This is a genomic window from Bradyrhizobium sp. WSM2254 (assembly GCF_000472645.1).
GTDB classification, from domain to species: Bacteria; Pseudomonadota; Alphaproteobacteria; order Rhizobiales; family Xanthobacteraceae; genus Bradyrhizobium; species Bradyrhizobium niftali.
The window spans coordinates 59,714-85,854 of sequence record NZ_AXAB01000043.1; the positions used below are offsets into that span (position 1 = coordinate 59,714).

General features: G+C 65.5%; 25 protein-coding genes. 15 read left to right on the plus strand and 10 right to left on the minus strand.

All coding sequences use genetic code 11. The features are described from left to right. Positions 1 to 19: 19 nt before the first annotated feature. Together A3M7_RS45060 and A3M7_RS0128540 are read left to right on the plus strand one after the other, a co-directional pair. The gene (locus A3M7_RS45060; protein WP_156936998.1) at positions 20 to 478 is read left to right on the plus strand and encodes a hypothetical protein; all 459 of its coding nucleotides are present in this window, start codon (positions 20 to 22) and stop codon (positions 476 to 478) included. A 302-nt stretch (positions 479 to 780) separates the two neighbouring features. After that, positions 781 to 1,530, plus strand: a complete 750-nt coding sequence (locus A3M7_RS0128540; protein WP_245284339.1) for a hypothetical protein — start codon at positions 781 to 783, stop codon at positions 1,528 to 1,530. A 120-nt stretch (positions 1,531 to 1,650) separates the two neighbouring features. Here the strand turns inward: A3M7_RS0128540 and A3M7_RS45065 are convergent, their stop codons facing one another. Then, a complete protein-coding gene (locus tag A3M7_RS45065) occupies positions 1,651 to 2,412 on the minus strand; it encodes a tetratricopeptide repeat protein (RefSeq protein ID WP_049823734.1) in 762 nt (253 codons plus the stop codon). Positions 2,413 to 2,482: 70 nt separating this feature from the next. Here A3M7_RS45065 and A3M7_RS0128560 point away from each other — a divergent pair, with 70 nt between their 5' ends. Together A3M7_RS0128560 and A3M7_RS0128565 are read left to right on the plus strand one after the other, a co-directional pair. Next, positions 2,483 to 4,060, plus strand: a complete 1,578-nt coding sequence (locus A3M7_RS0128560) for a sodium:proton antiporter (RefSeq protein WP_084302591.1) — start codon at positions 2,483 to 2,485, stop codon at positions 4,058 to 4,060. A 255-nt stretch (positions 4,061 to 4,315) separates the two neighbouring features. Then, a complete protein-coding gene (locus A3M7_RS0128565) occupies positions 4,316 to 5,086 on the plus strand; it encodes a hypothetical protein (protein WP_027546991.1) in 771 nt (256 codons plus the stop codon). 215 nt (positions 5,087 to 5,301) lie between these two features. Here the strand turns inward: A3M7_RS0128565 and A3M7_RS0128570 are convergent, their stop codons facing one another. The 5 genes from A3M7_RS0128570 to A3M7_RS0128590 form a co-directional block, all read right to left on the minus strand. Continuing rightward, the gene (locus A3M7_RS0128570; protein ID WP_027546992.1) at positions 5,302 to 6,108 is read right to left on the minus strand and encodes an SDR family NAD(P)-dependent oxidoreductase; all 807 of its coding nucleotides are present in this window, start codon (positions 6,106 to 6,108) and stop codon (positions 5,302 to 5,304) included. Between the two features lie 90 nt (positions 6,109 to 6,198). After that, on the minus strand, positions 6,199 to 6,612 hold the full coding sequence (locus A3M7_RS0128575) for a DUF1850 domain-containing protein (protein ID WP_027546993.1): 414 nt from the start codon (positions 6,610 to 6,612) through the stop codon (positions 6,199 to 6,201). Next, the gene (locus A3M7_RS0128580; RefSeq protein WP_027546994.1) at positions 6,573 to 8,681 is read right to left on the minus strand and encodes a TRAP transporter permease; all 2,109 of its coding nucleotides are present in this window, start codon (positions 8,679 to 8,681) and stop codon (positions 6,573 to 6,575) included. The genes A3M7_RS0128575 and A3M7_RS0128580 overlap by 40 nt, the downstream gene beginning before the upstream one ends. Positions 8,682 to 8,868: 187 nt before the next feature. Continuing rightward, complete coding sequence (locus A3M7_RS0128585) at positions 8,869 to 9,816, minus strand: TAXI family TRAP transporter solute-binding subunit (protein ID WP_027546995.1); 948 nt, start codon at positions 9,814 to 9,816, stop codon at positions 8,869 to 8,871. Between the two features lie 193 nt (positions 9,817 to 10,009). After that, positions 10,010 to 10,489 carry a hypothetical protein gene (locus tag A3M7_RS0128590; RefSeq protein ID WP_027546996.1) on the minus strand — a complete coding sequence of 160 codons (480 nt, stop codon included), beginning with the start codon at positions 10,487 to 10,489 and terminating at the stop codon, positions 10,010 to 10,012. A 196-nt stretch (positions 10,490 to 10,685) separates the two neighbouring features. On the opposite strand from A3M7_RS0128590, the gene A3M7_RS0128595 reads away from it, so the two are divergent. Further along, positions 10,686 to 10,988 (plus strand): hypothetical protein, encoded by a 303-nt coding sequence (locus A3M7_RS0128595; protein WP_027546997.1) that lies wholly within the window; start codon positions 10,686 to 10,688, stop codon positions 10,986 to 10,988. A gap of 206 nt (positions 10,989 to 11,194) precedes the next feature. Here A3M7_RS0128595 and A3M7_RS0128600 read toward each other — a convergent pair whose 3' ends face one another. After that, positions 11,195 to 12,424 carry a hypothetical protein gene (locus tag A3M7_RS0128600; protein WP_027546998.1) on the minus strand — a complete coding sequence of 410 codons (1,230 nt, stop codon included), beginning with the start codon at positions 12,422 to 12,424 and terminating at the stop codon, positions 11,195 to 11,197. Between the two features lie 56 nt (positions 12,425 to 12,480). Beyond that, a complete protein-coding gene (locus tag A3M7_RS0128605; protein WP_027546999.1) occupies positions 12,481 to 13,107 on the minus strand; it encodes a CoA pyrophosphatase in 627 nt (208 codons plus the stop codon). 68 nt (positions 13,108 to 13,175) lie between these two features. Here A3M7_RS0128605 and A3M7_RS0128610 point away from each other — a divergent pair, with 68 nt between their 5' ends. From A3M7_RS0128610 to A3M7_RS0128640, 7 genes are all read left to right on the plus strand, one after another. After that, the gene (locus A3M7_RS0128610; protein WP_027547000.1) at positions 13,176 to 13,601 is read left to right on the plus strand and encodes a PaaI family thioesterase; all 426 of its coding nucleotides are present in this window, start codon (positions 13,176 to 13,178) and stop codon (positions 13,599 to 13,601) included. Positions 13,602 to 13,951: 350 nt separating this feature from the next. After that, positions 13,952 to 14,962: an aldo/keto reductase gene (locus A3M7_RS0128615; protein ID WP_027547001.1), complete on the plus strand. Its 1,011-nt coding sequence runs from the start codon at positions 13,952 to 13,954 to the stop codon at positions 14,960 to 14,962. A gap of 15 nt (positions 14,963 to 14,977) precedes the next feature. Then, positions 14,978 to 16,291: a tetratricopeptide repeat protein gene (locus A3M7_RS0128620; protein ID WP_027547002.1), complete on the plus strand. Its 1,314-nt coding sequence runs from the start codon at positions 14,978 to 14,980 to the stop codon at positions 16,289 to 16,291. Between the two features lie 33 nt (positions 16,292 to 16,324). Then, on the plus strand, positions 16,325 to 17,143 hold the full coding sequence (locus tag A3M7_RS0128625; protein ID WP_027547003.1) for a CoA transferase subunit A: 819 nt from the start codon (positions 16,325 to 16,327) through the stop codon (positions 17,141 to 17,143). Further along, on the plus strand, positions 17,143 to 17,886 hold the full coding sequence (locus tag A3M7_RS0128630; protein WP_027547004.1) for a CoA transferase: 744 nt from the start codon (positions 17,143 to 17,145) through the stop codon (positions 17,884 to 17,886). Before A3M7_RS0128625 ends, A3M7_RS0128630 begins: the two co-directional genes overlap by 1 nt. Before the next feature lie 202 nt (positions 17,887 to 18,088). Beyond that, positions 18,089 to 18,667 (plus strand): hypothetical protein, encoded by a 579-nt coding sequence (locus A3M7_RS0128635; protein WP_027547005.1) that lies wholly within the window; start codon positions 18,089 to 18,091, stop codon positions 18,665 to 18,667. A gap of 141 nt (positions 18,668 to 18,808) precedes the next feature. Continuing rightward, positions 18,809 to 20,665 carry an ATP-binding protein gene (locus A3M7_RS0128640; RefSeq protein WP_027547006.1) on the plus strand — a complete coding sequence of 619 codons (1,857 nt, stop codon included), beginning with the start codon at positions 18,809 to 18,811 and terminating at the stop codon, positions 20,663 to 20,665. A gap of 41 nt (positions 20,666 to 20,706) precedes the next feature. On the opposite strand, the gene A3M7_RS0128645 is transcribed toward A3M7_RS0128640, so the two are convergent. Both A3M7_RS0128645 and A3M7_RS0128655 read right to left on the minus strand, forming a co-directional pair. Continuing rightward, positions 20,707 to 22,305 (minus strand): oleate hydratase, encoded by a 1,599-nt coding sequence (locus tag A3M7_RS0128645; RefSeq protein WP_084302594.1) that lies wholly within the window; start codon positions 22,303 to 22,305, stop codon positions 20,707 to 20,709. Between the two features lie 235 nt (positions 22,306 to 22,540). Then, the gene (locus A3M7_RS0128655; protein WP_049823735.1) at positions 22,541 to 24,358 is read right to left on the minus strand and encodes a long-chain fatty acid--CoA ligase; all 1,818 of its coding nucleotides are present in this window, start codon (positions 24,356 to 24,358) and stop codon (positions 22,541 to 22,543) included. Positions 24,359 to 24,467: 109 nt separating this feature from the next. Between A3M7_RS0128655 and A3M7_RS0128660 the strand changes: the two genes are divergently transcribed. The 3 genes from A3M7_RS0128660 to A3M7_RS0128670 all read left to right on the plus strand — a co-directional run bounded on the left by A3M7_RS0128660 (position 24,468) and on the right by A3M7_RS0128670 (position 26,036). Then, positions 24,468 to 24,815 carry a DUF3088 domain-containing protein gene (locus tag A3M7_RS0128660; protein ID WP_027547009.1) on the plus strand — a complete coding sequence of 116 codons (348 nt, stop codon included), beginning with the start codon at positions 24,468 to 24,470 and terminating at the stop codon, positions 24,813 to 24,815. A gap of 169 nt (positions 24,816 to 24,984) precedes the next feature. Beyond that, on the plus strand, positions 24,985 to 25,554 hold the full coding sequence (locus tag A3M7_RS0128665) for a cysteine hydrolase family protein (protein WP_027547010.1): 570 nt from the start codon (positions 24,985 to 24,987) through the stop codon (positions 25,552 to 25,554). 164 nt (positions 25,555 to 25,718) lie between these two features. Then, on the plus strand, positions 25,719 to 26,036 hold the full coding sequence (locus tag A3M7_RS0128670) for a hypothetical protein (protein WP_027547011.1): 318 nt from the start codon (positions 25,719 to 25,721) through the stop codon (positions 26,034 to 26,036). The last annotated feature ends 105 nt before the right edge of the window (positions 26,037 to 26,141 follow it).

Below are 26,141 nucleotides of genomic sequence, written 5' to 3' on the forward strand. Positions count from 1 at the left end.
GGGAACGATGCGATATGCGATGCCAATCTTCCGACTGCGTTACAATTCCATCTGGCTCGGCGCCGCCATGCTCGTGGGAACGACCCTTGCCACAACGGCGCAATACATTCCCAATCGTCCGACCGATCCGAACCAGCGGCAGGTGGTTCTCGTTCATCAGGACACTTCCGATTGTTCAGGCCGCGATGTCCCCAATACCGATTCACCGTCGGTCAGGGGCACGATCTGGGCAACGCGGCTGTTCGACGGCAACACCAGCGTGAAGGTGGCAATGACCGCCAAGCCCAACACGGTCTATCACGTCTCGCTCAAATGCGTTCGCCAGATCGGCGACATCAAGACCGATGACGAGGGCGTCGGCAACTTGTCGCTCGTGTTTCCGACCGATCTGGTCGGTGCGGAGTACTCGTTCGAACTGGCGCCGGATGTCGCCTCGGCGGGAAGCCGCTACCAGAGCGCGCAGATTTCATTCAGATAGCCGGCCCCTCGCAAGGGCGAGCCGTATTCCCGCGTGGCAGAGCCATTGCCAATCGCCACATCATTTCGGAGAGCACCATGAACAGGATTGCACTGTCGCACACCATTGCCGCAACATTTCTGCTGCTCGCGCTGCCGGCCACGTCCGCTCACGCCCAGGCCTCGCGGACCTGGGTGTCGGGGGTCGGCGACGATGTCAATCCCTGCAGCCGCACCGCGCCATGCAAGACCTTCGCCGGCGCGATTTCCAAGACCGCCCTCAACGGCGAGATCAACTGCCTCGATCCCGGCGGCTTCGGCTCAGTGACCATTATCAAGTCGATCACCATCGACTGCCATGAGATTTTCGGGTCGGTCCTCTTCAGCGGCACCAACGGCATCAACATTCCGTTCAACAGCTTCGCAGCGACAGATACGAGAAAGACCGTCCGGCTGCGCAACCTCAATCTGAACGGCGTCGACACCGGCCTTGTCGGGATCCGGATCAGCGGCGGCTCCACCATCACCGGCGGCGTGGTCATCATCGAAGACACCCTCATCGACGGCGTTTTCGCCGGTTCGGCGTCCGGCATCCTGGATGATCGCACCGGCGGCGGCGAATTGTATGTTTCCAACACCACCGTCCGAAATACCGGCACCTTCGGCATCGCCTACAATCCCGGAGCCGCCGGGCAGCGCCTCGACATCGCGCTCGACAATGTGCGCGTTCAGAATTCGGCCAATATCGGCATTCTCATCGGCAACAACGGCCGTGCCATGATCAACCGGGCGGTGGTTACGGGCAACGCCCAGATCGGTGTCGGCGCATCGGGCAGCGCGGCGGCGTCTGAAATAAACCTCAGCAACAGCGTGGTCAGCAACAACGGTCTCGGCGTAGGCAACCTCAACGGAACGGTCACCGTCCGCCTCTCGAACAACGATATTTCCTTCAACGCCACCGCGTTCAGCGGCGTCACCCAGTCGCATTTCAACAACCGGATTCAAGGTAACAGTGCGCTTGGTCCGGCTCCGACGCCGATCGGCTCGACCTCCAACCCCACCGGTCTGCAGTAGACGCCGACAGGACGGATGGTTTTGCGGAACGGCAAGAGCATGATCAGTCCGATCATGCTCTTGATCCCTGTTTGACGCGTTTCCTCATGCGAAGCGGTATCCACTTCGCTCGAAAACGCTCTAGTAGCCGTCCACCCCGTTCAGCCGCTGCAACCGCTCCTGCATCGCTTTTTTGAGATCATAGCCCGGCCGGCCATACCCAGCATTGCGGCGGGCGATGAACTCGTCCTGCTCGCGCTGAAGCGCCTTGGCTTCCGCGGGATTGCGCGCCTCCCGAATCACGCGGGCATTCGACCCAAAAATCTCCCGATCCAGATCGGCGAGCTCGCGGTTGGCGCAGATCGCCTTCTCGACCGCCCGGGCCGCACTTCTGCAATTGAAGCTGGGCTTGCCCGCGACCGCCATCTGCGCGCCGATCCGCTCGAGCTCGCGCGCCATCGCCTTGTGATTGGCCTTGGCCTTCTCGTGGTTCGGATCGATCTTCAGCGCGGCGCCGAAATCCTGCACTGCCTTGGGCTTGTCGCCTTTCTTCAGCCACAGCTCGCCCCGCGCGTTGAAGACATCCGCGAGCGTGGGATCGAGCAAGAGAGCACGGCTGTCGTCGGCAATCGCGCGGTCGACCTGATCATGCCGCGCGTAAAGCGCGGCGCGCGCCACGAGCGCCTTGATCAGGTCCCCCTTCGCCGTCTTCTCATTGTCGATCACCTCAGCGCAGACGGAATTGGCCTTGTCCAGGTCGTCGCCGGCGGCGGCCGTGAGGCACGGCGCGATGTCGACCTGCGTGACGGCAGCCGGCTCGCCGCCGGTCGCCGCCAGAGCCACGCCGAGCGGGAGCGCGCAGAGCAATACCGCACCTGACAATTGAATGAGAAGAGAGCGCATGGTCCTTGCAGTCGGAAAGGCTTGCCTTGAGGCCGTACTATCCATCATACGGCCGGATTGGTGCTAGCTTGTGGCGCCGCTCAAATCGGTTTCGGGGATTATCGTGTCGACATTCGAATGGATCATCGCGCTGCTGCTCGGCGCTGTTGGCTTATCGGCGCTGGCACGGCGGATCAAGGTCCCCTACCCGACCTTTCTCGCCATCGGTGGCGCGCTGATCGCCTTCGTGCCGTCGAGTCCGACCTGGACGCTGGAGCCGGACCTGGCATTGGCGCTTTTTGTCGCACCGGTGCTGCTGGATGCGGCCTTCGACACCTCGCTGCGGGATCTGCGCAACAACTGGGTTCCAGTCTCGACCCTCGTGGTGGCCGCGGTTGGCCTGACTACGGTAGGCGTCGCCTACGTCGCGCACCGGCTGATGCCTGACATGCCCTGGGCCGCCGCGATCGCGCTCGGCGCCATCGTGGCACCGCCGGACGCCGCGGCTGCAGTCGCGATCCTGAGCCAGGTCAAGCTGCCCCACCGCATGGTGAAGGTGCTGGAGGGCGAAAGCCTGCTCAACGACGCAACCTCGCTGCTGATCTATCGGATCGCTGTCGGCGCGGTCGTCATGCAGCATCTGAAATGGAGCGAGGTCGCGCCGACGATCGCGCTGGCGCTGGTCGGCAGCGTCCTCGCCGGTCTGTTGGCGGGGCGCATCATACCGCTGTTCCTCCAACGCGTGAAGGAAGCGCCCAGCGCGATCATCCTGCAGTTCGCCACCACCTTCATGGTCTGGATCGCCGCCGAGCATCTCGGCCTCTCCGGCATCCTCACCATCGTCGTCTACGCCATCACCATGGCGCGCACGGCGGGGGCGCACATGCCGGCACGGCTGCGGGTGCCGTCCTATGCGGTGTGGGAGACGATGGTGTTCGTGCTCAACGTGCTCGCCTTCATGCTGATCGGCATGCAGATGCGGCCGATCTGGACGCGGCTCGACGCGGACGTGCGCTGGGAATATTGCGTGGCGGCAGCCTGGATCCTGCTCACGGTGGTCCTGGTGCGGCTGCTCTGGGTGACGTTCTACCGCACGACATTGCGCGCGCTGATTGCCCACGGACTCTATCATCCCAAGGATCCGAAGCAGGTGGCCTCGCCGAAGGGCGGCCTCATCATCTCCTGGTGCGGCATGCGCGGCCTCGTCACGCTCGCGACCGCCTTCGCCCTGCCGGAAAACTTTCCCTATCGCGACTTCATCGTGTTCATCGCCTTTGCCGTCGTGCTGGGATCGCTCGTCATCCAGGGCCTGACGCTGCGGCCGTTGATCCTGGCCTTCGGCCTCACGGACGACGATCCCGTCGGCACCGAGGTCGCGCGCGGACGCGCGGTGGCCTATCGCGCGGCGCTCGATGTGATCGAAAGCGATCCGTCGGAGGAGGCGGAGATCTTGAGGCTCGAATATCGCGCCATCCTGATGCAGGCGGACGACGATCCGAACGGCGGCATCGCCAATGGCGAATTGCCCGCCGATCCCCTGCGCCGCCGCGCCATCGAGGCCGCGCGCAAATCCATCTTCGACCTGCGCGCCACCGAGGTGATCGGCGACGACGCCTTTCACCGCCTCGAGGAGGAGCTCGATCGCGCAGAGTTGAGCGCGGGAGGATAAGGCTCAAGAGCAGCGCACTCCGCTGTCGTCCCGGACAAGCGAAGCTCCAGACAACACGCAGCGTTGACTGGAGCGGAGCGCCGATCCGGGACCCATAACCACAGGCGGATGTGGTCACGACGACTCGGAGTTACCGCTTAGCAACCAACTGCTCCCTGTGATTATGGGTCCCGGATCTGCGCGCGCTTGGGGCGCGCTTGTCCGGGACGACAGCGGGGCTTTGAACCAAACACCGCCTCCCCAGACACATTCCAGATGACGACCCTGACCGACGACCGTCGTGTCCGCGCGCGTGATGCGTCGCCCGCACGATATTTTTATCTCCACATGGCCCTGGCCTGCGCGGCGACCGCTCTGCTCGGCTTCGCACCGACCTATTGGGTGCCGCTCGCCCGCGGTGCGTTTTCCGCAAGCCCGGTGATTCATTTTCACGGCCTCCTGTTCTTCACCTGGTCTCTCTATTTCGTGATCCAGACCTGGCTCGCGGCCTCAGGCCGCGTGGTCAATCACCGCGCGATCGGCATCGTCGGCGTTTCGCTCGCGACCGCGATGACGATCTTCGGCTTCCTCGCCTCCGTGCACGTGATGCAGCACTCCGCCGCGCTCGGGCAGAAAGAGGCCGGCATCGCCTTCTCGATCGTGCCGATGAGCGGCATCGCGTTCTTTGCGGTGGTGTTCGTGCTCGGCATCGTGAACACGCGCAGGCCGGAAGTTCACAAGCGCCTGATGCTGCTCGCCGCGGTCTCGATCCTCGACGCCGCGATCGCGCGCTGGTTTCTGACCTTCCTCGCTCCTCCAGGACCGCCCGGCCCCCCGCCGGTGCCGGTGACCATCGCGCCGGCGGTGGTGGCCGCGCTGTTGCTCGTCGTTGCCATGGTGCGCGACTGGCGCGCCGAGGGCCGCGTGCATCCGGTCTACATCTATGGCACGCTCGCGATGCTGGCGGTGAAGGTGCTGAACTGGCCGGTCAGCGAGACTGCGGCATGGCATTCTTTCGCCGGTGGGATTCTGGCACTGGCGCAGTGAGCAATACTCCGCTGTCGTCCCGGACAAGCGCAGCTCCAGACAACGCGCAGCGTTGACTGGAGCGGAGCGCCGATCCGGGACCCATAACCACAGGCAGATGTGGTTACGACGACTCGGAGTTACGGATTAGCAAAACAACTCCATCCTGTGGTTATGGGTCCCGGATCTGCGCGCGCTTGAGGCGCGCTTGTCCGGGACGACGGCGGAGATTGGAGCTACGCCCCCGCCTTGCACGTGATCCCGCCGTCCACGACCAGTTCGATCCCCGTCACATATTTCGACTCGTCCGACGCCAGGAATAGCGCGGCATTCGCCACGTCAAAGGCATCGCCCATGTGACCCATCGGCACTTGCGCATCGCGCGCGCGCCACATCGCCTCCACGTCGCCCTTGGCGTAGCTGGCGGCAAGGCCGGCGGAATGCTCGACCATCGGCGTCTTCATCAGGCCGGGCAGGATCGCATTCACACGCACATGATGCCGCGCGAACTCGATCGCGGTGGTGCGCGTCATCTGGTTCATCGCCGCCTTCGAGGTGCCGTAGGTGACGTAGGAGATGCCCATGTGGCGGATCGAGGCGATCGAGGAGATGTTGATGATCGAGCCGCCGCCCTGTTTCACCATCACGGGGATGACGTGCTTCATGGCGAAATAGGCGCTCTTGAGGTTGACGCTGAAGACGCGGTCCCAGCTCTCCTCGGTCACGTCGACCACGCTGCCCATCTCGGCGATGCCGACGTTGTTGTCGAGCACGTCGATGCGGCCATAGGCCTTGAGGCACGCCGCGACCATCGCCTCGATCTCGGCTGACCGCGAGACATCGGCGGTGAACGCGGTCGCCTTGCCGCCTTCGTCCTTGATGATCTTCGCGGTCTCCTCGGCAGCAGTGCCGTTGCGGTCGACGCAGAACACCTGCGCGCCCTCGCGCGCAAAGGTCACCGCGGTGGCCTTGCCGTTGCCCCAGCCGGGCCCGATCGAGCCGGCCCCCACCACCATCGCAACCTTGCCCTTGAGCCGATCCATCGCGTGTCTCCCGTTGTTGTTCTTTGTAGCCCGGATGAGCGAAGCGATATCCGGGGGCGCCGTTCCCGGATATCGCTTCGCTCATCCGGGCTACGGATCTTTGCAGGCGCTCATTTTTGTAACGTTAGCACCTATGGGATGCCCGACAATCTCCGACAACGTCCGGCACTTCCCCTCATGGCAGAGCCGCCATTCCCCGGCCGCACCGGAATTGCCGAGCACGACCTCCTGCATCGGCGCACGCTTCGGCTGCCATTGAAACCAGCCATCGACGAGCCGCGCCTCGGGCGGCGGCTCCATGCCGGCGCCGGTGCCCTTGACCCGCGCCAGCACCAGTTCGAGACCACCAGGCGTGACGCGCCAGTCTTCCTGCCAGTCGACCTTTTCGATCGAATGCGTCCACACCAGCGTGAAGGCGGACAGCGCCAGCGCCTTCACGCCCGATGCTGTTGCGAAGCAGAGGCTCACACCGCCTCGACCGCTGCCGGCGGGCGCTGCCGCCACTGCCACAGCACCAGCGCGGCAGAGAGCACGAAGCCCGCGGTGTCGCTGAACGGGAAGTCGCCGAGCAGGCAAAGCGCAGCGCCGAGCGCGACCACGCGCTCGGGCAGTGTCAGCCGCGTGAACAGGAAGCCGATCGCCACCATGCCGAACAGGCCGATCGCCACCAGTGCCTTGAAGGTCGCCAGCGCGACCGCACCGTAGAAGCCGAGCCTGGCCGCCATGGGATCGCCGGCTTGCAGCATCAAGGCCGGCGAGTAGACGAAGATGAAGGGGATGACATAGCCGGCGAGCGCGATGCGCATCGCCTCCCAGCCGATCTTGTCCGGATTTTCCTTTGCGATCGGCGCGGCCGCGAGCGCGGCGAGCGCCACCGGCGGCGAGAGGTCGGCCATGATGCCGTAGTAGAACGCGAACATGTGGCTCGCGATCAGGGGCACGCCGAGTTTCGCCAGCGCGGGCGCTGCGAGCGCGGCGGTGATGATGTAGGTCGGGATGGTCGGAATGCCGGTGCCGAGCAGGATCGACAGCAGCATGGTCATGATCAGCGCCAGGAACAGGCTCTTCTCGCCGAGCCCGATCACCCAGCCGCCGAAGATGGTGCCGACGCCGGTCTGCGACATCATGCCGATGATGACGCCGACAATGGCGCACGCCATGCCGACGGTGATGGCGGACTTGGCGCTCTCGGCCAGCGCGTCGCGGCATTCGCGCAAGGCCTTGAACCCACCACGGATGAAAGCAGTGATCACAATCAACCCGGCGACGACGCTCGCGACCGGCACGATCTGAAGGCCGTCACGCGACAATGCGGCGACGACGAGCGCGAGCCCGACCCAGAAGATGGTGCGGATCACCATGGAGGACGCACCGGCCGTGATGCTGGCGCCCAGGATCAACGTCACCGTGAGCGCGAGGCCCATGCTGCCGGCATAGAGCGGCGTAAAGCCTTCGAACAGCATGTAGACCAGCGCGGCGAGCGGCAGCACGAGGTACCAGCGCGTCACCAGCGCCCTCCAGGCGCTCGGGATCTCCGAGCGCTTCATGCCGACAAGGCCGTGCTTGCCGGCTTCGAGATGCACCATCCAGAACGCGGATGCGAAGTAGAGGATGGCCGGGATCGCCGCCGCCTTCACGATTTCCGAGTACTGGACGCCCAGCGTCTCCGCCATGATGAAGGCGACCGCACCCATCACCGGCGGCATGATCTGCCCGCCCATCGACGCCGTGGCCTCGACGCCGGCCGCAAAGGCGCGGCGATAGCCGAACTTGATCATCAAGGGAATCGTGAACTGGCCGACGGTGACGACGTTGGCGACGCCCGAGCCCGAGATCGTGCCCATCATGCCCGAGGCGAACACCGCAACCTTGGCAGGTCCGCCGCGGGTCCTGCCGAATAACCCAAGAGAAACGTCGGTGAAGAGCTGGATCATGCCGGCGCGCTCCAGGAACGAGCCGAACAGGATGAACAGGAAAATGTAGGTCGCCGAGACGTAGATCGGCACGCCGTAAAAGCCTTCGGTGCCGAACGACAGATGCGTGACGATCTGGTCGAAATCATAGCCGCGATGGTTGAGCGGCGACGGCAGATATTGGCCGAAGAACCAGTAGAGCAGGCACGCGCCGCACATCAGCGGGAGCGCCGCGCCCATCAGGCGCCGCGTGCCCTCGAAGATCAGCACCGCGAGCAGCGTACCGACCACAAGATCAAGCCGCGTCGGATCGCCGTCGCGCGCGATCAGATCGGCATAGAAGATCCATTGATAGAGCCCGCAGAAGAAGCCGGCGCCGCCGATCACCCAGCCGAGCGCGCGGCCGAAGTCACTCTTCGCGGTGAAGTTCGCGATCAGGCCGAAGGTGAGGAGAACGAGGAAGCCGACATGGACGCCGCGCACCACCTGGCTCGGCAGATAGTTGAAGGCGGCGACATAGAGCTGGAAGGTCGCAAAGGCGATGCCGATCCAGTAGGCGAGCCGGCCCCACCAGCCCGGGCCGAAGCCCTCCGGGAAACCGTGCTCGAAATTGTCGAACTCGACCTTGATGGGCGCTTCGGTGCCCTCTGCCTGCAACATCGATATGTCCCCGCGCCCTGATAGGTGCGTCATTATAACATTGGCACTGTCCCCGCACGCGTCATGGCCGGGCTTGTCCCGGCCATCCACGGCCTACAGTGCCGCCAAGAATGTGGATGCCCGGGACATCTGCGCGAAGACGCGCTTCGCGCTTTGGCCCGGGCATGACGTCGACGGATAAAGCGCCTTACTTGATCAGCCCCTTTTCCTTGTAATAGCGGATCGCGCCGGGGTGCAGCGGAACCGGGCTGCCGGTGGCGGCCGTCTCGAGCTTGATCTCCTTGCCGGCCGCGTGGGCATTCTGCAATTCCGGCAGCGAATCGTAGACCAGCTTGGTCATCTGGTAGGCGAGATCGTCCGACACCGCCGCGCTCGTCACGAGATAGTTCACCACGGCCGCGGTCGGCACGTCCTTGTCCTGGCCGGTATAGGTGTTGGCCGGGATGATCGCCGCGATGAAGGGCGGGCCGATCTTGTCGACGGTCTCCTTCGGCACCGACACCACCGTGATCGGGCTCGAGGTCGAGAGATCCTTCAGCGAGGCAACACCGAGCCCGGCCGATTGCAGCGTCGCACCCAACTGGCGATTCTTCATGAGATCGACGGATTCGGCGAACGGCAGATACTCCACCTTGCCGAGGTCCTTGTAGCTCATGCCGGCGGCGCTGAGGATCGCGCGGGAGTTCAGCTCGGTGCCCGACTTGGGCGCGCCGACCGAGAGGCTCTTGCCCTTGAGGTCCGCCAGCGTCTTGATGCCGGACTCGGTGGTCGCGACGATCTGGATGTAGTTCGGATAGATCGCGCCGATGGTCCTGAGCTTGTCGAGCTTGGTCTTGAAGCCCGCCTCCTCTTCACCGTCCCAGGCGGCCTTGAGCGAGTCGCCCAGCGTGAACGCCAGCTCGCCGCGGCCCTGCTGGAGCAGGATCAGGTTCTCGACCGACGCCTTGGTGGCCTGCACCTGCGTCTTCACGTTCGGAATCTTGTCGCCGTAGATCTTCCCGATCGCGACCCCGAGCGGATAGTAGACGCCGGAGGTGCCTCCGGTCAGCACGTTGATGAAGGATTGCGCATGCGCGCAAGGCGCCGACGCCGCCAGAGCAAGAGCCGCGGCCACGCCGAAAATCGTCCGTTTCATGATTTCTGTACTCCCCAAACCGGCGGGGAAATTGGCCGGATGAGGGGAGCGGGTCAACCCATCCAATAGGCAAAACAGGACTGCGGCAAATGGCCGTTCCGGCTCAGCTTTTGGGGAACCCGGCGGGTGCGGCGAGGTGGCGCAGCCGGATCGCGGCGCGCCCGAACCCATCGGGTTCGAGCGCGCGATCAGCTCACTGGAACGTCATGTCCAGGCACTTGGAGATGTCGGAGCCGAGGCCGGAGGAGATGATGATGCAGCCGCGCACCTTCTGCGCGGTGACGTCGGCGGCCCAGACCGAGTAGCCGCCGGGACCGAAGAACGAGTTGGTGTTCGGCGGCTCGGTCTCGGTGGCGTCGAAGTCGTAATGGCCGTCGGTCTCGAAGATGCGCGGCTTCTTGGTGCAGCCGCCGTCGGTCTGGACGTTGATGACTTCCTTGTTGTCCCGGGTCAGCGCCAGCGAGACCTGGCAGCGGAAATATTCCGAGGTCCTGGTGTTGAAGAGATAGGTGTAGGACTTGCAGGTCGCCGTGTTCAGCTTGCCCGGGGCAAGGCCGCGGCTGCACGAAATCCGCTGGTTGTGGCTGAGCTGGTAGTCATCCGCCCAGGCGGCGGGCGCCAGCGCCGTCACCAACAGCGCGGCCGCCGAGCAGGCTTTCATGACATGGTTCATCCGAATCATCCCCCTACCAATATTTTTGTCGGATTGCGTTCTAGACGGAAAGCGGAACATAGTCGCGAGGGGACGAAGGGAAAATCACAAACTGCTGGACAAGACGTGATGCGCTGCGGCGTTTTGCGAATTGACCCGAAAATACCGTTCGTGATTTGTTCAAGCCGGGTGCCCCGACGATGGGGAGGATGGGATCATGGCATTTTCAACGAAGGCATTTGCAATCGCAGCCGCGCTCGGCGCATCCACGGCACCCGCATTGGCACAGGCCGACGCGACGCCCTGGGAGCTCAAGCCCGACATGGGCTACGCCTATGACAAGGAAGGCAAGACCTATTCCTACAGGATGGGCACCAGCAATGCCGGCGAGCTGCTGAAGGGGGCCAAGAAGGTGCCGAAGGGCACGCTGTTCTTCATCGGCCACAACGGCCAGCTCTACATGCGCAGCGGCCCGTATCTGGAAGGCGACGGCAAGTTCAAGTTCGGGCCGGATCAGTAGGGGCGGGCGGGGCACACGACACACTCGGTGTCGTCCCGGCGAAGGCCGGGACCCATACCGCGTGATCAAGCGGGTTGCGGACGGTGGGAGTACCGAACGACTGTCTTCGCCAAACTACTCCCTGGGGTTATGGGTCCCGGCCCACCGTGCGCAATTGCGCACTAGGCCGGGACGACACCTTTTAAACGCAACCGCCAGCTCCCTCGCTAAAACGCCCCCGCCAATTCCCGCGCGCCGGCATTGCTGCTGTTGCTGTCCATCCGCGTATCCGTCACTGCGAGCAGCTTCGCCACCGTGTTGTGGCGGATCGCGACTGGGTTGCGCTCGTAGCCGCCGCGCTGGAAGAAGTTCGAGGTCGGCACCTGCTCGCGCATCGTCTGCGGCATCGTCACCATGTCGAGCCCGGTGCCGTCGCCGGTGAGGTTCATCATCTCGAGCTCGGCCGCGCTGAGCGGACGGGTGTAACCCTTGGCGCGCGCGAACAGCACCGACGTCAGCAGCTTGTGGGTCTGCAGCATCGGCCCGACGTCGATGTCGAGCACCATGGCATGCATCGCCCAGCCCTGCGCGGTGTTGCCGATCTTCTCATGCTCCGACCAGGTGTCGGGCACCGACTTGGCATGCGCCACCATTTTCTTCAGCACGACGAGCTTGTGCTCGAGCGACTGGCGCGCCGGCCCTGAGGTCCGCGCCACCTTGTCGGAGAGCACGCGAATGAATTCATGGCCCTGCTCGGCCAGCAGCTCGACGCTGTTGGTGGTGAGGAGCTGGTTGTAGCCCATCGCGGTCGAGATCGCGCGCTTGCCGCCATGCTCGATGCCCGCCTGCACGTCGTAACTGCCGGTGCCGCCGGTCTCGAACGAATAGACCCGGACGGCCTGCTCGCGCGTCAGCCCCGAGGCGAGCGCATAGCGGGCGTAGGCGCGCTTGAACTCGACCTCGCTGGACGGACGCTGCGGCGTGAACTGGTAGAGCTCCTGCGCCGCGCGCAGCAAATCGGCGACGACCGGTATCGGCTTTTTGGTCGGGCGCTCCGGCGTTTCCTCCGGCTCCGGATTCACCGGCCGCTTCGGCCCGTTATAGAGCGGCGGGTGCTCCAGCACGTAATCGTCGAGTGTGATCTGCTGCCCGCTGCGCCGCTTGGCATTGCGGGTCTTCCGCTTCTCGGAGATCTGGCTCCAATAGGCGCCGGCTTCCTCGTCGAAGGCCGCGCGCGCGGCCTGATACTCCCCGAGCTTGCGGCGATATTCGAACACGGCGGGCGATGCCCCGCCTTGCGCAAAAAACTGCGACAGCAGCTGGGCTTTGGCATCGCGGACGGCGGGCGGCAGCGCGTCGGACGCGCCACCACGCGCGGCGGGCGCGAACAGGACGAGCGCGAATGGAACCAGCGCAAGGCTCCTTCGAGCAAGGCTCTTTCGAATCGAATGATGCATGCCGCCCTCTTAACAGGCATCCGGTAACCGTCACGTTAACGCGCCGTTTACCATCGTCACTTCCAGGCGAACACCGGCTGTTCCAGCTCGGTCACGCGGGTCTGCCGCCCCGCCAGCACCTCGCGGAACTGGTAGATCAGCGCCGCCGTCGGCGCGTGGATCAGGCTCGCCTGATGATGGAAGCGGATGACGCGGCGCGCGCTCTCGGGGATCGCGACGAAGTCGAAGGCGTCGTCGCGCTCGATCGTGGCGAGCGCGATGCGATGAACGGAGGCGACCTCGTCCGGGTTCGGACGGATCGCGGCGGCGTCCGTGGCCCAGACCACGACCGGCGTGATCAGATAGCCGGAGCGGGTCGGATAATCGTCGAGCGTGCCGAGCACCTCCGCGCTGGTGAGGCGAAGGCCGAGCTCTTCGTCGAGCTCGCGCAGCGCCGCCTCGACCGGCGTCTCGCCGGCATCGCAGCGTCCACCCGGCAGGGCCCATTGGCCGCGATGGGCGCGCAGGTGCGATGCGCGCAGCGTGAGCAGGAACGCGGTGTCATCCCCCTCGCCCGCGGTCAGCGCGACCGCCACCGCGGCGCGCTTCAGCGCCGGCGCCGCACCGTCTGCCGGCAGCCGCGTGAAGGCCGCGCAGGCGGCCGCGATATTCCGCCGTGTGGCATCGTCGAACGATCTCATCATGCTTGACTACACCACGTCCGCCCCCGATGAAATGAGATCGCAAGGCCCGCAGAGGAATGGACGACGAGATGACCAACAAGGCCGCCGCAAGGCTGAAATCGGAGGGCTGGACCATCCTCGAGACCACGGGCTTCATGCATCTGATCGGCCCCTTGTGGGAGCGCAAGGTCGACGGCCACTACGAATTCGCACTCGCCACCGAGGACAAGCACCACAACCGCCGCGGCATGGTCCAGGGCGGCGTGATGATGACGTTTGCCGACCGCACCTGCGGCATGACCGCCCGCTATGTCTCCGGCAGGGAGTTCATGGCGACGGTGCAGCTCGACACCCATTTCGTCGAGGCCGGCCAGATCGGCGACATCCTGATCTCGCGCCCCCGCGTGGTGCGCTCGACGCGCAGCCTCATCTTCATGAGCACCGAAGTCAGCGTCGAGGGCCGCTGCATCGTGATGGCGAACGGCGTGTTCAAGATCTTGAAGGGGCCGGCGTAGCGTTAGGTTGCCACTGCGGCCGCCACAAAACTCCCGTGTCGTCCCGGCGAAGGCCGGGACCCATACCCCCAGGGAGAAGCTGTAGCGCGAAGCTGGTAACTCCGAGTCTTCGCCAAACACAATCCTGTGGTTATGGGTCCCGGCCTTCGCCGGGACGACGATGTGGAGGCAGTCGCGGCTCAAGAAACCTCGTCATTGCGAGCGCAGCGACTTGTCCGCCGAAGCTTTAGCGAAGGCGGAAGCAATCCAGAGTCTTTCCGCGGACGCATCTCTGGATTGCTTCGCTGCGCTCGCAATGACGGCACGGGATGGCTATGCTGCCGGCTTCGACAGTGTTGAGGAAGCAGCCCATGCAATACCGCCAGCTCGGCCGCACCGGCCTGAAAGTCTCGCCGATCTGTCTGGGCACCATGATGTTCGGCGGACCGACCGATGAGGCCGCATCAAAGCGGATCATCGCGAAAGCCCACGAGGCCGGGATCAATTTCATCGACACCGCGGACGCCTATTCGAAGGGCGGATCCGAAGAGGTGGTGGGCCGCGCCATCGGCAACAACCGCCATGCCTGGGTGCTGGCGACCAAGCTCGCCAACCCCATGGGCAGCGATCCCAATCGCGGCGGGCTGTCGCGGCGCTGGGTGCTGCAGGCGGCGGACGAAAGCCTGGCACGGCTCGGCACCGACCACATCGACATCTACTATCTGCACAAGGAGGACCACGCGACACCGCTGGAGGAGACGGTGCGCGCGATGGGCGATCTGATCCGATCAGGCAAGGTGCGCTATTTCGGCGTCTCGAACTACCGCGCCTGGCGCGTCGCCGAGATCTGCAACATCTGCGACCGGCTCGGCATCGACCGGCCCGCGGTGAGCCAGCCCTATTACAACGCCATGAACCGCATGCCCGAGGTCGAGCACTTTCCGGCCTGCTCCTATTACGGCCTCGGCATCGTGCCCTACAGCCCCTTGGCGCGCGGCGTGCTGACCGGCAAGTACAGGCCGGATGCTGCCCCGGACAAAGAGACGCGTGCGGGCCGCAATGACACCCGCATGATGCAGACGGAATGGCGGCCGGAGTCGCTCCAGCTCGCGCAGGAGATCAAGAGCCACGCCGAGACGAAGGGCATCACCGCCGGCCAGTTCGCGGTCGCCTGGGTGCTGAACTCCGCTTTCGTGACCTCCATCATCGCCGGCCCCCGCACCGAGGAGCAGTGGGACGACTATATCCGCGCGCTCGACTATCGCTTCACCGGCGAGGACGAGGCCCTGATCGACCGCCTGGTGACGCCGGGCCATCCCTCGACGCCGGGCTACAACGACCCGGCCTATCCGATCGAAGGCCGCCGCGCGCGAACGGCTTGAACTCCGGAGACGACGATGGCGCATGAGGACCGCTACGGCCTGCCGCTTTCCACCGCATCCGATGCCGCCGCATCCGCCTATCGCGAAGGCGTCGACCTCATGCTGGCGGGCTGGACCGGCACGGCGGAGACGCTGGAGCGCGCCATCGCCGCCGATCCGGACTTTGCGCTTCCCCTCATCGCCCGCGCTCGCGTGCATGCCTTCTACCAGCAGGGCGACCTCGCGCGGCAGAAGGCGGCAGGTGCGCGTGAGCTCGTGGCGAAGCGCGGCACGGAGCGTGAGCGCTCGCATGTCGAGGCCTTGGCGCTCGCGATCGAGGGACGGCTGCCCGAGGCGATTGCGGCGACGCTGAAACATATCGAGGCATGGCCGCGCGATGCCGTGGTGCTGTCGCTGCCGCTCGGCGCGTTCGGCCTGTTCGCCTTCTCCGGCATGGCCGATCACGACCGTGCGCGGCATGAGCTGTGCGAGCGCGTTGCGCGCCATTATGGCGAGGACTGGTGGTTCCTCGCCATGTCCGGCTGGGCGATGACCGAGAACGGCGACGTCGCCCGCGGCCGCGGCATCACCGAGCGCGGCTTCGCCTTGCGCCGGCAGAATGCCCATGCCGCGCATGCCGTGCTGCATGCGATGTTCGAGGACGGCTCGATCGAGGCGGCCGACCGTCTCGTCGACACGTGGATTCCGACCTATGACCGCGCCGGAATCCTGCACGGCCACATTCGCTGGCATCAGGCGCTCGGCGCGCTGGAGCATGGCGATGCGCCGCGCGCACTCACGATCTATGCCGACGTGCTCCAGCCCTCCGCCACGCAGGCGCCGCCGCTCAACGTCATCACCGACGGCGCCTCGCTGCTCTGGCGCCTGTCCTCTTACGGCCACGCCGTGCCGAAGGCACTCTGGCTTGATGCTGACGCCGCCGCGCAAAAGTTGTTTCCGAAATCGAGCCTGCCGTTCGCCGACGTCCACATGGCGCTGTTCGCCGCCGCGACGCAAAACCGCGACGCGCTCGCCACGCGCCTTGCCGTGATCGAGCAGCGGGTCGCCGAGGGCAAGCTGCCGGCCGGCCCCGTGGTGCCGGCGATCTGCCGCGCGCTGGCGGCCTTTGCAGACGAGGACTATGCGGCCTGCGTGCGGACGCTCGCGCCCGTGCTCACCGACGTCGTCCGCATCGGCGGCAGCCACGCCCAGCGCGAGCTGATCGAGGACACGTTCATCGTCGCCCTGATGCGCGGCGGCGAGCTGCCGCGCGCCCGCAGCATGCTCGACGCCCGCCTGCATCGCCGCCCCTCCCTGCGCGATACGCGCTGGCAGGCGGCGTTGGCTTGAGGCAGGATAAGAAAAACAAGGCGGAGGACGCCCATGACCGAGATCGTTGCGCTGGAGGCGCTTGTCGCGCACGTCGCATCGGGGCAATCGCTGGCAATTCCCGTCGACGGCGCCGGCGTCGCGATGGCCGCGACCGCGGCGCTGCTCGAATCCGGCATCCGCGATCTCAAGCTGATCTGCGTGCCGATCTCGGGCCTCCAGGCCGATCTCCTGATCGGGGCCGGCGCCGTCGCCTCGCTCGAGACCAGCGCGGTGTCGCTCGGTGAAGCCGGCGCCGCGCCGCGCTTCACCGCGGGCGTCAGGAGCGGCGCGTTTGCGTTACGCGACTCCACCTGCCCCGCGATCTACGCCGGCCTCCTCGCGGCGCAAAAGGGCGTGCCGTTCATGCCGATCGCCGGCATCATCGGCAGCGACCTGCTCGAGGTGCGGCCGGACTGGCAGGTGATCGACAGTCCCGTCGGCGAACCACGCAAGGTGGTCGTGGTGCCCGCGATCTCTCCCGATGTCGCGCTGTTTCACGCGCCCGAGGCCGACCGCGCCGGCAACGTGCGGATCGGCCGCCACCGCGAGCTCGCCGGCCTCGCCTATGCCGCGAAACGCACGCTGGTCACCGTCGAGCGCATCGTCGATCGCAACCTGCTGGCGACGGAAGACTCCGCCGCCGGCGTGCTGCCCTCGCTCTATGTCGACACCATCGCGGTCGCCGCGCGCGGCGCCTGGCCGCTGGCCCTGTGGGACGAATATCCGGCGGACGAAGCCGAGATCGCGCGCTATGCGGCGATGGCGCGCAGCGAAGACGGCTTTCGCGCCTATCTCTCGACCTTCCTGACGCATCGCAAGCAGGTGGCCTGATGTCATCGGAACGCGAACGGCGCGAAATCCTGATCGCCACCATCGCCGACCTGCTCGACGGCATCCGTCACGTCGCGGTCGGCGCATCGTCGCCGATCCCCGCGGCCGGTGCGATGCTGCTGCGCGCACGCAACGAACTCTGTGGCAAGCCGCCGGTGCGCATCTCGATCCTGGGATCGCAGGCGCATAATTTCTTCACCAATGGCGGCATCGAGTTGTTCGACTGCGCCGCGCAAGGAAGGGTCGACGCCTTCTTCCTCGGCGGTGGCCAGATCGACGGCGCGGGCAACATCAATCTGGTCGGCACCGGGGACTATCCCACGAACAGCGTGCGCTGGCCCGGCTCGTTCGGCTCGGCCTATCTCTATCATCTCATTCCGCGCGTGATCCTGTTTCGCGAGGAGCACACCCCGCGCGTGTTCGTGCCGAAGGTCGATTTCGTCAGCGCCCGGGCGATCACACCGGGGGTCGCTCGCCGCGGCGGGCCATACGCGCTCCTCACCAACATGGCGCTGTTCGACTTCGACCGCGAGGCAGGCGGCTTTGCCCTACGCTCGGTGCACCCGCCCTTCACGCCGGCCGACGTCAGGGAAAATACCGGCTTCACCTATGAAGAGCCGGAGGTGGTGCGGGAAACCGCGCGGCCCGATACGGCAACCCTGGCATTGCTGCGCGGCCGGATTTTCGACGAACTCGCCGAGACTTACCCGGCCTTTGCAAGGACGATGAAGCAGGCGGCGTGACCCTTCGGCTCTGCCACGAAAAAAACACCGGCCTGGCGGCAAGTGCCTGCCGGGACGGGTTGGGCGATTGGACGAATCGCCGATGGGTGGCGCGGTGGTATTCCAGTCGGGTTTGGCGACACAAACGGGATCGCAACCAATTTGCGGTTCGATGGTTATTGAACGGAACTTTTCCGCGGTCCCCTGGCATATGAGCCCTACGATGCGCCTCTGCCGACCGGCCCTCGCAGCAGCGTTCGTTGCCCTCGCAAGTCCTTGTTTTGCCGACTCTTCCAGGCCGATTCCCGTCAACAATCCGCCGCTGCAGCAGAACGCCTTCATCGATCTGCTGGCGCTGATGTCCGGCCACTGCAAGACGCTCAAGGTCGCGGGACGTACCCTTGCCTGCAAGACGGTGGCCTACGCCCATGGCGATACGGGCCGGGTCAATTTCGCCGTCGCCGTCGACGACCCCACTGATGCGAACCACGTCGTGTCGTTCTCCGGCGAGAACGGCAAGCGGGCCGACGACAATTCCTACGAGCTGCCGATCGACCGCATGCTGCTCAATTCCAAGGACCGGCCCAAGGTCGACGGCCTGCCGGTGCCGGCGGAGCAGACCTCCACCGGAATCTGCCGCCAGACCGGCAATTTCGCCGCCCGGAAGGTGACTGATGTCACCTGCTCCGCGACCGACAGCGAGGGCCGGAAGTACGAACTCCTGTTCGTCTCCGACGGCACGCCGGTAAGCGTGCGCCGCATCAGGCAATCGTCGCCGTCGATTCAGGATCCGTTCAAGTAGCGGCCCCTTGTGTCGCCCTGCTTGTCACCGGGGTGAGCACGCATCCTTCCGTTGAAACTCCAGGTCAGGCGGTTATGCTCTCGCGTGCATCCTCATTGAGGAGACCCGATTGCATCCAGAGGCGAGGCCGAGAGTCCGGCAATGCGTGTGATCCGCGGGCTCGCGCGCATCCTGATCGCCTGCTTGTTCGCTGGCCTCTCGCGTGAATGCGTCGCAGCCGACGGCCCCCAGCAGCGTTCGGTCCTGGTTCTGGAAGAAGCCGATTTTCGCTCGCCCTTTTATTCGGAGATCTTTGCCGGAATCCGCGCCGCCGCGAAGCAGAACGGGAAAAGCAACACGGTGATCTACGGCGAAAGCCTCGATCTCGCCCGCTTCCCGGGACCGGACTATGAATTGAGCCTGATCGGTCACCTCAAGACCAAATATGCGCAGCGGCCGATCGACGTCATCGTTTCGATCGGCGTCGCATCGGCGAAATTCCTTCAGAAGCGGAAGCAGGACATCTGGCCCGCCGCGCCTGTGGTATACGGCTTCGTTCCCGACCTGCCTGAGACGCGCGCGCTGTTCCTGCCCGATACGACGGCCGTCTTCGCCAGAGTGAGGCCGACACACCTCCTGACCGCAGCGCGCGCAATCGTTCCCGACCTGACGCGTGTCGTCCTGGTGGGCGAGGCCTGGAAGAATCCGCTGGTGTACGGACATTGGAAGCAGGACTTCGCGGCCGCAATGCCCGATCTCGAAGTCATCGATCTGTCCGGCGCGGTGCTGCGTGAGGTCCGCAGTCGCGTCGCTTCCCTGCCCGACCGCTCCGCGATCCTGACCTCGGCGATGTATTCCGACGGCGAAGGCACCTATTACGCCCCGGCCTCGGCGCTCGCACGCGTTGCCGAGAGTGCGAACCGCCCGATCATCATAACGTCCGATACGTTCCTCGGACGGTCGGGCGTGGGTGGCTTCCTGCTGCTGCCCGAAATCATCGGTCGGGAAGCCGGCGAAGTGGCGATGCGGATCCTCGACGGCGAAGCGCCCTCGAGCATCGCACCGTTCAGCGGAAACAACGTGAGGCCGATCTTCGACTGGCGGCAGCTGAAACGCTGGAATGTGGACGAAGCCAATCTGCCCCCCGGCAGCGAGGTGCATTTCCGCCAACCGACCTTCTGGGAGCAGTATTACTGGCACTCCGCGATCATCGCGGGCGTGGTGCTGGTGCAGGCGCTGATGATCACCATTCTGCTGCGCGAGCGCCGTCTGCGCTTCGTGGCCGAGGTCGCGGCGCGCCAGCGCATGTCGGAGCTCGCCCACATGAACCGCCGCGCGACCGCGGGAGAGATGTCCGTCTCGCTCGCACACGAGCTGAACCAGCCGCTCGCCGCCATTCTGATCAATGCCGAGACGGCCCAGCAGATATTACAGAGTCCGGCGCCCGACCTCGGCGAGATCAGGGACATCCTGGACCACATCCGCCGTGACGATCAGCGGGCCGCCGAAGTCGTCGGCCGGCTGCGCTCGTTTCTGAAGCGAGACCCGACCGAACGGCACGAGCTCGACCTCAATGCCACCGTCGGCGAGGTGTTTCGATTCCTCTCCGTGCAGGCCCTGACCCACGATGTTGAACTCGTCATGCAGCCGTCGCCCGCAGACATTCGCGTGAAAGGCGACAAGATTCAGCTCCAACAGGCCATCCTCAATCTCGTCGTGAACGGCATGGAGGCTGTGGCCCATCTTCCGGACGAGCGGCGCCGCGTCGTCGGACGAACCAGTCTCACCGAGGGCAACCTCGCCCTTGTCTCCATCGCCGACAAGGGCGACGGCATCCTCGCGGAGAAAGTCGCCGAGCTCTTCAAGCCGTTCTTCACGACCAAGGCGCAAGGCATGGGCATAGGCCTCTCGATCGCACATACCATCGTCCAGGCGCATGGCGGCCGCATCTGGGCCGAGAACGTCCCGTCAGGGGGCGCCGTTTTTCACCTCAGCCTGCCGCTGGCAGCGCCGCGATAGGCGCCGTCGCGTGCGCCGGCGACGTCACCCCGGCGAAAGCCTCAAGCGAACGCCTTCTCCAGGGTCGCGAAGATCACCGCGAGCGACTTGTCGTGGCGAGTCACCGGCGGCACCGGGCGACCCACCTTCATGAGTTGATAGACCGCCATCTGCGCCGCGCGCACCGAATATTCGACGGTGAACACGACGTCGTCGGGGATCTCGACGAACTGGCTGACGAAGGCGAGGTTGACCGAATTCCTGGGCACCGGCAGTGGCCGGTCAGTCACGTTGCGCGGCATGAACATGCTGGTGATGTAGGGCATGCGGCAGGGAATGCAGGTCGCAGTCTCGAACACATCGCGATCGAAATTCAGGTGCCCGCACAGCTCGTTCAGGATGTCCGCGCCGCCGCAATCGGACATCGGCTTCCCGACGAAATTGCCGATGCGGTCCGGATGCAGCGCATAGCCCCAGAACACCTGGACGTCCTTCGGCTGGCCGGCGAAATGCGGCTGATGGTACAGCACCGCCGACATCAGCCAGTTGGAATCCCTGAACGTCACCAGCCCGCCGGTGCCGGCCCTGTTGCCCGAAAACGCCTCCATCTTGTCGAAGAAGCGCGGATCGCGGCAGGTGACGGTGAAGGACAGCCAGTACGATTCCGGGATCGAGCTGTTGAACGCGGACGGATTGCCGAATTCGGGACGTCCCTGTGCGATCGTCTCCCACAGCGCCCAGCCCTGGCTATCGGCCTTGGTCAGGTGCGGCGCCGGCTCGGTCATGGAGCCCAGGCTCGAGGCGTCCGTCATCGAGCCGTTCTGGAAGAAGACGAGATCGCCGTCCTCGAGGCGGACATTGGCGGTGCGGCCGTCGCGATCGAGCACGAGCTGGCGCACGCGCACGCGTCCGGCTTCGTCCTCGAGCGTCATGTCGGTGACGGCCGTGCCGCGCACGAACTGCACGCCTTGCCCCTTCAGCCAGTCGGCAAGCGGCCGCACGATCGCGTCATACTGGTTGTAGACGGTGCGCTTGACGCCGGCGAGGGTTTCGATGCGCGGGAATTCGTTCATGAAGCGGTGCAGATAGCGCTTCAGCTCGACCGCGCTGTGCCAGGGCTGGAAGGCGAAGGTGGTCTGCCACATGTACCAGAAATTGGACTCGAAGAATTTTGGCGACAGCCAGTCGGTGATGCGGCTGTTGCCGAGCGTCTCCTCCGAAGCTTCGGTGAGCCGCAGCAGCTCGAGCCGGTCGCGCGCGGAAAAGCCCATGTGGGAGACGTCGATCTTGAAGCGGTTGCGGTCGACCAGCCGCGCCTGCGAATGCGCCGGGTTCTCCTCGTTGAACGCAATCGTCTCGTCTCGCACGCTCAGGCCCGGACGCTCGAGCGAGGGGATGCTCGACAGCAGATCCCAGGTGCATTCGTAATGGTCGGTGGTGAGCATGCGTCCGCCGCGCAGCGAATAGGCGCCGTTCGCGAGCAGTGCGCCATCGAGGCTGCCGCCGACCAGCGGCTGCGCCTCGTAGATCACGATGTCTCGCCCCGGCAGCTGCGCGTCGCGAACCAGGAACGCCGCGCCCGCGAGCGATCCGATGCCACCACCGATGAAATACGCCTTCATGACTTGCCTCGATTGCAATTCGAACTTTCGCGGCGACATTGCATGAGGGCCAGCGGCCGAAGTTGCGCTGGATCAAGCGCGATGGACACGGCGTTCAAGAGGATGTGAGTGCTCTCTCCTCCGAGATCGGCATGAACATTCACACGACGCCGTCATGCCCGGGCTTGTCCCGGGCATCCACGTTCTTCGCGCCACGGAGCAACGCGTGGATGGCCGGGACAAGCCCGGCCATGACGCCGTGGAAACTTCGCGCTCCAAGCAGGGAGACGCGAGCTCAGGAGGCACGTGGCTTCTTCGCGTAGATCTGCGCGATCTCGTCCGCGAAGCGGTGTTCGAGCGCGGGGCGCTTGTTCTTCAGGGTCGGCGTGAGCAGGCCGCTGGCAATGGTCCAGGGGTCCAGCGTCCACCACACCGCACGCGGGGTCGCGTAGGACGGATAGGCCTTCACCGCTGCCGCGATTCGCGCAAGCAGCGCGGCCCGCTCCGCCGCACCGCCTTGCTTGCCGCTCGCCGCAAGCCTTTCTTTCTCCTGCACCCAGGCTTTTGCGTTGAGCACGACCAGCGCGGTGAGGAAGGGGCGCTGCTCGCCGACCACCAGCGCCTGCTCGAACAGGGGATCGGCCAGGATCGCGGTCTCGAGATCCACCGGCGCGATCTTCTCGCCGGTAGACGTCACGAGGATATCCTTGATGCGGCCGGTGATGGTGATGCGCCCATTCTCGATGCGGGCCTGGTCGCCGGTGTGCAGCCAGCCATCGGCCTGCTTCACGCGGCGCGTCTCCTCTACCTTGTGCCAGTAACCGAGCATCACGTTGCGCCCGCGCACCAGCAGTTCGTCGTTCTCGCCCAGCCTGACCTCGACGCCGTCGAGCACGTGGCCGACCGAGCGCGGATCGTTGTCCTCGGGGGTGTTGACGGAGACCACGGGCGAGGTCTCGGTCATGCCGTAGCCCTGGAGGATGTCGAGCCCGAGCGCGAGAAACAGACGAATGACGGGCTCGGCGATCGGCGCGCCGCCGGAGACCGCGACCCGCAGGCGGCCGCCGAGCTGCGCCAGCACCTTGTCGGCAACGAGCCGCTTCAGCAGCGGCCAGGCCAGCCGGTCGAGCAGCGACGGTGCGCCGCGCCCCTGCCGCGCGTCGAACCGCCGGCCGCCGACGGCAATCGTGAGATCGAGCAGCGCCCGCTCGATGCTTCCGGCCGAAGCCCGGTGCTGCATGATCAGCGCGTAGACGCGCTCGTAAATCCGCGGCACCGAGATCAGCACCGTCGGCCGCACATGCTTGAGGTCGTCCCCGAGTTGCGGCACCGAGCGCGCATAGGCGACGCAGGCCCCGGCCGCGATCGGATAGTAATAGCCGCCGGTGCGCTCGAACGTGTGCGAGAGCGGCAGGAAGGACAGGAAGACGTCGTCGGGCAACGCAGCGATGCGATGGGCGATCGCCTTCACATTGGCGACGACGTTGTCATGCGACAGCATCACGCCCTTTGGCCGCCCGGTCGTGCCCGAGGTGTAGACGATGGCGGCGAGATCGTCCGGCGCCAGCGCGACGTCGGGCAATGGCGCAGTCGCGCCCGGTGCAGACGCAAGCCACTGGTCGAGCGCGACGACGCGCGTATCGGCCGGCAACGGCCCGGTCACGTCGGCACAGACGATGCGCTTGAGCGCATCGAGCGGCTGGCCCGTGGCCACGATCGCCTGCCAGCGCTCCAGCGTATCGACGAACAGCAGCAGCGCGCCGGAATCGGCGAGGATGTAGGCGATGCTGTCGGGGTTGTCGACCGCATGCATCGGCACCGGCACGAGACCGCGCGACAGCGCCGCCTGGTCCATCGCGATGTGCGGAATGCCGTTCGGCATCAGGATGGCGACGCGCTCACCGGGCGAAAACTCCTCCGCGGCCAGCGCCCGCCGCCACAGCTCGAATTCCGCGTCGATCTCGTGCCAGGACTGGCTGACCCAGCGCCCGGCATGCGCGTCGAAATGGCGATAGGCCTCCGCCGCCGGCGTCGCCTCGACGCGCCAGCGCAGCAGCTCCGGCAGTGTCTTCACGTCAGCGAGCGTCTGCGGTTGACTGATCGGCCCCGGCATGGCGTCCTTTCCTCACCGTCGATTCACATGAATCTGGGGGCTCGACACTAGGCCGGCCAGTCCTCGCCGCCTTGATCCTCAGCAAGGCGGCCATGCTTCGGAGCGATCCATGACGCGCGACCTGCTGTTTCTGCTGCGCCCGGGTTTCGAGGACCCGGCCTATCCGGGCCGGCGCTTCTATTGCTGGCATTGCGCGCTGATGGAGGGCGTGCTCGCCTCGTTTCCACAGCTTGCCGACAAGCTCGACGTCGAGCGCATCGCGTGGCCGCAGCCGAGGCAGGCCGTGATCGCGCTGGTCGGCGCGGAGAACCAGTCGCTGCCGCTGCTCGTGCTGGCAGACGGCACGACATCGCGGCACCAGACCGGCAGCCACCGCGGCCGCGCGTTCATCGCCGACAAGGACGCCATCCTCGCCGCACTGTCCGAACGCCACGGCTTTCCCGACCCGCATCCGTAGGACGAGGTTCGTAGCCCGCATGAGCGTAGCGATATGCGGGAACAGTCTCCCCGGATATCGCTTCGCTCATCCGGGCTACGGGCCCGTCTCGAAACGAGGGAAAATCGGCATTGCCTGCCACGAAGGGCAGTCCGCATACTCGTCGCAACAGAACTGAAAGCCACTCGCCATGCCGCACCCCCTCCCCGCGCTCATCGTCGTCGACGTCCAGCGCGCGTTCGACGAATGGGAGGCAGCGGGCAAGCGCCGCAACAATCCGGATGCGGTGGCGCAAATTGCCGCTCTCCTGAAGGCGTTCAGGACGAGCAGTGCTCCGGTCTTTCATATCCGCCACGAAGGCACGAAACCGAATTCGTCGTTTCTGCCATCGCGCTCCGGCTACGCCGTCAAGGACGTGGCACGCGAACAGGACGGCGAGCCCGTGATCGTCAAGCGCGTCAACAGCGCCTTCATCGGCACGGACCTCGAGACGCGCCTGCGCGCGAGCGGCATCACCACGCTCGTCATCTGCGGCGCCACCACCAACCATTGCGTGGAGACGACGACGCGGATGGCCGGCAATCTCGGCTTCGACACGCGGCTGGTGCGCGATGCGACCTGGACCTTCGACCGGATCGGCCCCGATGGCGATGCGCATTCCGCCGAGGAGATCCATGCGATGACGCTGTCGAATCTCAACGGCGAGTTCGCGCGCATCGTCACCACGAATGAGGTGGTCGCATCATTCGCGGCGAAGTGATGGCAACAGTGCGATCAACGCCGGTGATGCGACAATAAATCTCACGACACGCAATCATCCGCGCTGAATCGGACGCCTCGCACTGCGTCGTTTCGACGCCCGCACTGGCCGGAACGCAGCCAACGCCCATGTGTTGTCACACGACGTTCAACTGGAGTGATGACATGAAGTATCTCATTGTCGCGATGGCGGTCGGTGCTGCGGCGCTTGCCGGCGGATCGGCGGCGAACGCGGCCAACACCACAAGCGCGAAGCAGAGCGCGCGGGGAGGCCCGCCGACCGACATCAGCGCGCAGCACCGGCACCACCATGGCTATCGCCATCATCACTGGCGCCATCACCACCACGGCTATTATCGCCCGCACTATCGCAGCTACGGCTATTACCCGCGGCACCACGGTTATTACGGCGGCGGACCGTACGGATATTACGGCGGCGGCGGTCCGGGCGTGAGCTTCGGCTTCGGCGGCAGCCGCTGGTAAGCGAAAGGCCCGCAGAGATGCGGGCCTTTTCTCAATGGTTCGCTGATCGTCATGGCCGGGCTTGTCCCGGCAAGACGCGGAAATGACAAGGAAATGCGGGGATTT

Coding starts and splice junctions, on each gene's coding strand:
- A3M7_RS45060 (WP_156936998.1), top strand. CDS start 20: ATGCCAATCTTCCGACTGCGTTACAATTCCATCTGGCTCGGCGCCGCC.
- A3M7_RS45065 (WP_049823734.1), bottom strand. CDS start 2,412: ATGCGCTCTCTTCTCATTCAATTGTCAGGTGCGGTATTGCTCTGCGCG.
- A3M7_RS0128565 (WP_027546991.1), top strand. CDS start 4,316: ATGACGACCCTGACCGACGACCGTCGTGTCCGCGCGCGTGATGCGTCG.
- A3M7_RS0128570 (WP_027546992.1), bottom strand. CDS start 6,108: ATGGATCGGCTCAAGGGCAAGGTTGCGATGGTGGTGGGGGCCGGCTCG.
- A3M7_RS0128580 (WP_027546994.1), bottom strand. CDS start 8,681: ATGTTGCAGGCAGAGGGCACCGAAGCGCCCATCAAGGTCGAGTTCGAC.
- A3M7_RS0128585 (WP_027546995.1), bottom strand. CDS start 9,816: ATGAAACGGACGATTTTCGGCGTGGCCGCGGCTCTTGCTCTGGCGGCG.
- A3M7_RS0128590 (WP_027546996.1), bottom strand. CDS start 10,489: ATGAACCATGTCATGAAAGCCTGCTCGGCGGCCGCGCTGTTGGTGACG.
- A3M7_RS0128595 (WP_027546997.1), top strand. CDS start 10,686: ATGGCATTTTCAACGAAGGCATTTGCAATCGCAGCCGCGCTCGGCGCA.
- A3M7_RS0128600 (WP_027546998.1), bottom strand. CDS start 12,424: ATGCATCATTCGATTCGAAAGAGCCTTGCTCGAAGGAGCCTTGCGCTG.
- A3M7_RS0128605 (WP_027546999.1), bottom strand. CDS start 13,107: ATGATGAGATCGTTCGACGATGCCACACGGCGGAATATCGCGGCCGCC.
- A3M7_RS0128610 (WP_027547000.1), top strand. CDS start 13,176: ATGACCAACAAGGCCGCCGCAAGGCTGAAATCGGAGGGCTGGACCATC.
- A3M7_RS0128615 (WP_027547001.1), top strand. CDS start 13,952: ATGCAATACCGCCAGCTCGGCCGCACCGGCCTGAAAGTCTCGCCGATC.
- A3M7_RS0128620 (WP_027547002.1), top strand. CDS start 14,978: ATGGCGCATGAGGACCGCTACGGCCTGCCGCTTTCCACCGCATCCGAT.
- A3M7_RS0128625 (WP_027547003.1), top strand. CDS start 16,325: ATGACCGAGATCGTTGCGCTGGAGGCGCTTGTCGCGCACGTCGCATCG.
- A3M7_RS0128630 (WP_027547004.1), top strand. CDS start 17,143: ATGTCATCGGAACGCGAACGGCGCGAAATCCTGATCGCCACCATCGCC.
- A3M7_RS0128635 (WP_027547005.1), top strand. CDS start 18,089: ATGCGCCTCTGCCGACCGGCCCTCGCAGCAGCGTTCGTTGCCCTCGCA.
- A3M7_RS0128640 (WP_027547006.1), top strand. CDS start 18,809: ATGCGTGTGATCCGCGGGCTCGCGCGCATCCTGATCGCCTGCTTGTTC.
- A3M7_RS0128645 (WP_084302594.1), bottom strand. CDS start 22,305: ATGTCGCCGCGAAAGTTCGAATTGCAATCGAGGCAAGTCATGAAGGCG.
- A3M7_RS0128655 (WP_049823735.1), bottom strand. CDS start 24,358: ATGCCGGGGCCGATCAGTCAACCGCAGACGCTCGCTGACGTGAAGACA.
- A3M7_RS0128660 (WP_027547009.1), top strand. CDS start 24,468: ATGACGCGCGACCTGCTGTTTCTGCTGCGCCCGGGTTTCGAGGACCCG.
- A3M7_RS0128665 (WP_027547010.1), top strand. CDS start 24,985: ATGCCGCACCCCCTCCCCGCGCTCATCGTCGTCGACGTCCAGCGCGCG.
- A3M7_RS0128670 (WP_027547011.1), top strand. CDS start 25,719: ATGAAGTATCTCATTGTCGCGATGGCGGTCGGTGCTGCGGCGCTTGCC.